The organism is Synechococcus sp. R55.3 (assembly GCF_047461975.1).
Lineage (GTDB): Bacteria > Cyanobacteriota > Cyanobacteriia > Thermostichales > Thermostichaceae > Thermostichus.
This window is the reverse complement of the sequence record NZ_JANSIG010000121.1, coordinates 1-6,053: the sequence shown is the minus strand read 5'-3', so window position 1 is coordinate 6,053 and position 6,053 is coordinate 1. Positions and strand designations below refer to the sequence as shown.

The window sequence follows — 6,053 nt, the reverse complement described above, 5'->3', positions numbered from 1 at the left end:
TAACCGGAAGAGCGTAGCAATTGCATCAGCTGCTGGGGCGTCATCTGCTCGTAGGGCTCGAAAGGCTGGTGGATCCAAGGGTTATCCGGCAAATAGTCCACATAGTAGTCGGGTTGATAGACGGAGGCGGCCTTGTACCACAGTACGCCGGTGCGGATCTCCTCGATGTAGAAGCCGTAGTGGTGCTTGAGCCAGTGGACAGAGCGCTTTAGGGTCATGCCGGAGTCTGCCAGATCGTCCACCAACAGCACGTGGCTGCCCAGGTTGGCGGTGGTCATGGCTAGATCCCGCGAGAAGGTCAGTTGCCCCCGCTGGCGGTTACCGGGCCCAGAGTAGGAAGAGGCTGAGAGAATAGCCAGGGGCAGGTCGAAAAGACGGGCCAAGGTATCGCCGATGCGCAGCCCCCCCTTGGCAATACAGACGATTTGGTTAAATTCCCACCCGCTTTCGTAGACTTTGACGGCCAACTCCTCGATTTTGCGGTGGTAGTCGGCCCAGGTAATGGAAATTTCGTGCAAGGGATCCCCCTCTACCCATCTAGAGTGCTCAGTTTAATAATGACGCTTCTCCCCTCGACTAGGGACTAGCTTTCTTTCAGAGGGATCACCTTCACCCAATGGGCATAGACGGGATCCCGATTTTCGGTAATTGCCGTCAGCTTCTGCCGCAACTGCTCAGTGATGGGGCGGGAGGGGGGCAGGACGTACTGCTCGATCTGGCGAATGGGGGTGATCTTGGCAGCAGTGCCGGTTAAAAAGGCCTCGTCAGCAATCAATAGCTCCGATTTGTCAACGGGCCGTTCTTGGGTAGGGATCCCCAGATCACGGGCCAGGGTGAGGACACTGTCGCGGGTGATCCCTTCCAAGATATCTTGGTCGAAGCTGGGGGTAATCAGCACGCCATTGCGCACGATGAAGATGTTCATGCCCGAGGCTTCACTCACTTTGCCCTGGGAGTTCATCAAAATGGCCTCGTCATAGCCAGCCTGCGCCGCCTCGGTTTTGGCCAAAGAGGAAGTGATGTAGGCGCCGGTGATCTTGCCCCGCAATGGTAGGCTGCGATCCTCTTGCCGGGCCCAAGAGCTGATGCGGCAACTGACTCCCTCTGGCGAGAGGTAGTCCCCCAGTTCCAAGCCGTACACGAAAAAGTCTTTCTCAATGTTGTGCAGCCGCGGCGAGATGCCTAGGTCGGAGGTGTACACCAAGGGGCGGATGTAGAAAGACGTGGAGGGACGGTTTTTTCGGATCAGCTCGACGATCACCTGCTCAATCCGTTCAGCAGGGAGATCAAAACAGAGCAGGCGGGCGCTTTGACTCAGTCGTCGGCAATGGCGATCCAGACGGAACACCAGAACTTGATCCGGGTTTTGCGGATCAGGGATCCCGCGTAGGCCGCCGAACGCCGCTGTCCCGTAGTGCAGAGCATGGGTGGCAATGGAGATCTTCGCCTCAGCAAAGGGGACAATCTGGCCCTGAAAGTAGGCGTAGGGCAGAAAATCTGGCATGGTCGGCACCCACCGGGGTAGGAATGAGAGGTAGGAATATTATCACCGATTCGTGCAGTGCCGGGAGCTCCAACGTCAACATGACTTCCCTGCCTGTAGTAGCAGCACGCGGGATAGGCGTAGAGGTATTCCTCCCCCGCAGCAGCGTTGTTTAGCCAGTCAGTTTCCGAGAGGGTTGGATTGGAGAAGCAAACAGTTCGTAGCTGAAGAGGGGCCGAGCAGCTACACCCTATGACGCAAAGGGGGTGAACTCCTTGTGAAGGCAGCAATGCTCCTTGTGGCAAGGCTTCTTGAGTCTCAGGGTGGTAGGGTAAGGAGGTGGTTGCTCAAGCAGCTGTAAATAAAGCCTGCAAAACTTTCGATTGCTTCCTTACTTTTGCTTGGCATTTTGCCCCTCGGCGGCCCGATGCTACTGGTAGGTGGGAGCATGAAAACTGCTTTTGCCCAATCTTCTGCTCCGCCTATCCCCATTGAGGAAGCTATTCGGATCGCTCGATCTGCTGTTCCCAATGCTGTGATCAAAGAAGTTGAGTTGGAGCGCGAAGATAGACGCCTAGTTTGGGAAGTGAAATTTACCAACGATATTGAAGTTAAGATCGACGCCACTACCGGCAATATTGTCGATATCGACGGCTAGCACCCAGGAGATGCCCCCTGCATAGGCGGGGGTGAGCGTTGCCGGAAAAGGTTGTAGCTGTTACTGCTTGATGAATGAGAACTGCGAAAGCCGGGGATCCTTTGCATTTTGGGCATGGAGAGGGCGTCATCGATAGTTGACGGATAGATGAAACCAGTTCGACTGCCGGCCGAGGACAGGTGGTGGGGTCAGGCTGAGCTAGAATGCTGTCTATCCGTCTTGCTGCTCCCCCTGATGGACGACCCCCCTTTAGCCTCGGCGGCTACTTTCCCCAACACTGAGCTTTCGTGGGGAGATGCGTCGCTTAGTCTCCTTTGGGTCATCGGTCTTCTGGTCATCAACGCTTTCTTTGTCGCAGTCGAGTTTTCCTTGGTATCGGCGCGGCGCTCCCGGATGGTGCAGTTGGCCAGCGAAGGGAACCGGCAGGCAGCTCTTGTGCAAAAAGCCCAGGAACAACTGGAATATGCCCTCTCCACCACCCAGTTGGGCATTACTCTGGCCAGTGTATTGCTGGGCTGGATTGGAGCCACCCAAGTTTCGCCCACGCTGTTTTTGGCCTTGAGCCGCTTGGACTGGTTTCAGGGTGTGGATCCGGCCCTTATGCAGGGGGTGGCGGTGGTAGTGGTGTTTTCGCTGCTCACCTATTTTCAGATCGTGGTAGGGGAGCTGATCCCCAAGACTCTGGCCATCCTCTATTCCGAGCCGATTGCGCTGCAACTGGCCTGGCTCAATCGTTTGGTCAGCCGTATCCTAAGACCTTTTGTAGAGCTGCCCCGCTTTTCCTCTCGGTGTGTGCTGCGGCTTTTGGGAGTCCAGATTCCGGAGGCCAGCTCCTTTTACAGCACCATGACGGTGGAGGAGCTGCAACTGTTGATCGCTTCCTCGGTGGAGTCGGGCAACATCGAGGCGGAAGAGCGAGAGCTTTTGAGCAACATCTTCGAGTTTGGCGAGACGGTGGCCAGCGAGGTGATGATCCCGCGTACCAGCATCGACGCGGTGCCGGAAACTGCAACGGTGCAAGAGGTGCTGGCGGAGGTGGCGGAATCGGGGCACTCCCGCTATCCGGTCTTTGGCGAGTCTTTGGATGACATCCGCGGGCTGATCCACGTTAAGGAGTTGATCGGCCAGTTGGCCAAGGGATCCATCGACCTCCACAGCCCCATCACGCCTTTTATCCGCGAGGCCCACTTTGAGCCGGAGAACAAGCCGATTGCCGAACTGTTGCCCGAAATGAGGCAGCACCACTGGCCGATGGTGGTGGTGGTGGATGAGTTTGGCGGCACGGCGGGCCTGATCACCATTCAAGACTTGGTGGAGGAGATTGTCGGCAAGCTCTCCGATGGCCCGGATCCCAACACCAAGGAGCCGGACATCCAAGAACTTGACGAAAATACCTTGCTCATCCAGGCTCAGCTAGATATTGAAGAGATCAACGAGCGCTGTGGCCTCAACCTGCCTCTGCACGAGGATTACCAAACGCTGGGGGGCTTTTTGATCTACCACATGCAGAAGATCCCACGTGCTGGGGAAAAGTTCACCTACCAAGAGATGGAGTTTCAGGTGGTGCGCATGGAGGGGCCACGGGTGGATCGGGTGAAGGTAGCCCGCCGCCCCGGCACCCCGGCAAACTCCCTACCGCTGCTCCCCCCAGCGCAAACGGCAAAAACCCGTCCATAAACCTGCTGGAGAGGACTAGGCCGTTGCTTTGACCACCTTCAGGGTTTGTAGGCGCACATCCTCTGGGCCGTTGATAAAGCCGCCTGCCTCATGCACCAACAGCAGATAGTCCACCGCCTCTTGGGTCACCTCTTCTCCCGGCACCAAAATCGGGATCCCAGGTGGATAGGGGGAGATGATCTCGGCGCAGATATGGCCCACTGCTTCTTGGAAAGGCACCCGCTGAATGGGAGCAAAAAAAGCCTCCCGGGGTGATAGCCGTTGTGGTGGCAAGCAAGGACGGGGCAGTTGTGCCAGCCGCTGCATTTTTTCCATTGCCGCTCTGGATGGGCGGGATCCCTGAAAATGTTGCGACAGGGCGGCGAAACTTTCCACCAGGCGGTCAATGTCTCGCTGGGTATTGCCGATGCTGACAATGAAGACCACATTGTGCAGGGTGGACATCTCCGGCTGCACGTGGAAGTGATCGTTAACCCAGTCGTGAGCGTCGAAGCCGAACAACCCCAGCTCTGTCACCGTTACCGTGAGACGGGTGCGGTCGAAATCGAAAAAACCAGGGGTGGAGCCGATACGCTCTGGGCCAAAACAGCGCAAGCCGGGGATGCGGTTGAGACGGGCGCGGGCTTGATCTGCCAAAGCCAAGGCTTGGCCCAGCAGGGCTTCCCCTTCTAAGGCCATCTGCCGCCGTGCCACATCCAGCGACATCATCAGCACATAGCTGGGACTGGTCGATTGCAGCAGTTGCAGAATGTTGCGCACCCGGTTGGGGTCGATACGGGATCCCTGCAGGTGGAGCAGCGAGGCTTGCGTCATGCCGGAGATCACCTTGTGGGTGGACTGCACCACCAGATCCGCACCGGCTTCCAAGGCCGAGATGGGCAATTGCGGATGAAACCCAAAATGGGGCCCGTGGGCCTCGTCCACCAATAGCGGTAGGCCATGGGCATGGGCGATGGAGGCCAAAGCCTGCACATCGCAGCAGACCCCGTAGTAGGTGGGGCTGACTACCAAAACGCCTTTGGCATCGGGATGCTCCGCCAAGGCCCCCTCCAAACCGGCTGGGGTAATCCCGTGGGCAATGCCCAGCTCCGGGTCAAAATCCGGCTCGATATAGGCCGGCACCGCCCCAGAGAGGATCACCCCGGCAATGGCGGATTTGTGGCAGTTGCGCGGCAAGAGGATCTTGTCTCCCGGATCGCACACCGCCATCACCAGCGTTTCCACGCCGCAGGTGGAACCGTTGACCAAAAACCAACTGCGATCCGCTCCATAAGCTGCTGCCGCCAGCTCCTGGGCCTCCCGGATCACCCCATCGGGATCGTGGAGGTTGTCCACCTCTGGCAACTCGGTCAGATCCGCCCGGAAGACGTTCTCTCCCAGAAAGGCTTGCAGATCGGCAGGGATCCCACGTCCCTGTTTGTGGCCTGGCGTGTGAAAAGGAGCCTTATCCAAGCTGCAATAGTGGCGGATGGCCTCAAACAGAGGTGCTCGCTCTTGGGCTTTGCGATCCAGCGAGCGCAAGCAACGAGAGGTTTTGGACAGATTGGACAGAACCACAGACCACTCCTCAACACACCAGGTGGGCATTTTGTGATTATCCATCCCAATGGAGGCTAAGTCCACCGCTGGCGCTTTTCCTGCTAGCCTGGGTTTTCAGGTGGCCTTTCTTCCTCTCCTGTATGTTTGAAAAACTGCCCTTCCCCGTCAGTACCCTCGTTTTGTTGGCCGGCGTTGCCGCCACGGCTTGGGGCTTTGCCCACTACAACGATCCCACCCTCAATCTCATCGGCCTGTTTGCCGGGATCCCCTTGCTGTTGGGAGGGATAACCATGAAGGTAGTGGAACTCAAGCCGGTACCTGCCCTGGCCGCCCCTTCTCTCGAGGTGATCCAAGCCCGCGCCCAGCAGGCCACGGAAATTCAAAAGCAAGTCCGCGCCGATATCACCAAATATAGCTACGGGGCTAATGCCCACCTGGAAGATGCCCTGGAGTTTCTGGGTCTGCGCGGCCCTCTGGAAGCAGATCTGCCCAAGGTGAGAGGGTACAGAGAAGAGCTGCGAGATGGCCGGTATACCTTGGTGCTTCTGTTCGATTCCCCCAAGGTTCCCTTCCAACAATGGCAGGAAAGCTACCAGAAAAAAATGCAAGGCTTCTTTGGCCGAGATGTGGAGGTGCAACTGGGGCAGCCCCAAGAAAATCAGGTGGAATTGGCGCTTGTTGCCCGAGGTGGATCCC

At 57.6% G+C, this 6,053-nt stretch carries 6 protein-coding genes; 3 read left to right on the top strand and 3 right to left on the bottom strand.

Annotated elements, in window-relative coordinates; genetic code table 11:
* A partial coding sequence (locus NW849_RS13625) for a phosphoribosyltransferase (RefSeq protein ID WP_414329088.1) occupies positions 1 to 518 on the bottom strand: 518 nt, incomplete at its 3' end.
* Between the two features lie 65 nt (positions 519 to 583).
* Positions 584 to 1,504, bottom strand: coding sequence for a branched-chain amino acid transaminase (locus NW849_RS13620; RefSeq protein ID WP_011432133.1), 921 nt, complete (start codon positions 1,502 to 1,504; stop codon positions 584 to 586).
* 427 nt (positions 1,505 to 1,931) lie between these two features.
* Here NW849_RS13620 and NW849_RS13615 point away from each other — a divergent pair, with 427 nt between their 5' ends.
* Both NW849_RS13615 and NW849_RS13610 read left to right on the top strand, forming a co-directional pair.
* Positions 1,932 to 2,141 carry a PepSY domain-containing protein gene (locus tag NW849_RS13615; RefSeq protein ID WP_414358306.1) on the top strand — a complete coding sequence of 70 codons (210 nt, stop codon included), beginning with the start codon at positions 1,932 to 1,934 and terminating at the stop codon, positions 2,139 to 2,141.
* Positions 2,142 to 2,375: 234 nt separating this feature from the next.
* Positions 2,376 to 3,818 (top strand): hemolysin family protein, encoded by a 1,443-nt coding sequence (locus NW849_RS13610; RefSeq protein ID WP_414358304.1) that lies wholly within the window; start codon positions 2,376 to 2,378, stop codon positions 3,816 to 3,818.
* A 15-nt stretch (positions 3,819 to 3,833) separates the two neighbouring features.
* Here the strand turns inward: NW849_RS13610 and NW849_RS13605 are convergent, their stop codons facing one another.
* Complete coding sequence (locus NW849_RS13605) at positions 3,834 to 5,375, bottom strand: aminotransferase class I/II-fold pyridoxal phosphate-dependent enzyme (protein ID WP_414358301.1); 1,542 nt, start codon at positions 5,373 to 5,375, stop codon at positions 3,834 to 3,836.
* A 122-nt stretch (positions 5,376 to 5,497) separates the two neighbouring features.
* Between NW849_RS13605 and NW849_RS13600 the strand changes: the two genes are divergently transcribed.
* A partial coding sequence (locus NW849_RS13600) for a DUF2854 domain-containing protein (protein WP_414358300.1) occupies positions 5,498 to 6,053 on the top strand: 556 nt, incomplete at its 3' end.

Bases quoted from the DNA above. Each gene is read 5' to 3' on its own strand.
- NW849_RS13615 (WP_414358306.1), top strand. From the start codon at position 1,932: ATGAAAACTGCTTTTGCCCAATCTTCTGCTCCGCCTATCCCCATTGAG.
- NW849_RS13610 (WP_414358304.1), top strand. From the start codon at position 2,376: ATGGACGACCCCCCTTTAGCCTCGGCGGCTACTTTCCCCAACACTGAG.
- NW849_RS13620 (WP_011432133.1), bottom strand. From the start codon at position 1,504: ATGCCAGATTTTCTGCCCTACGCCTACTTTCAGGGCCAGATTGTCCCC.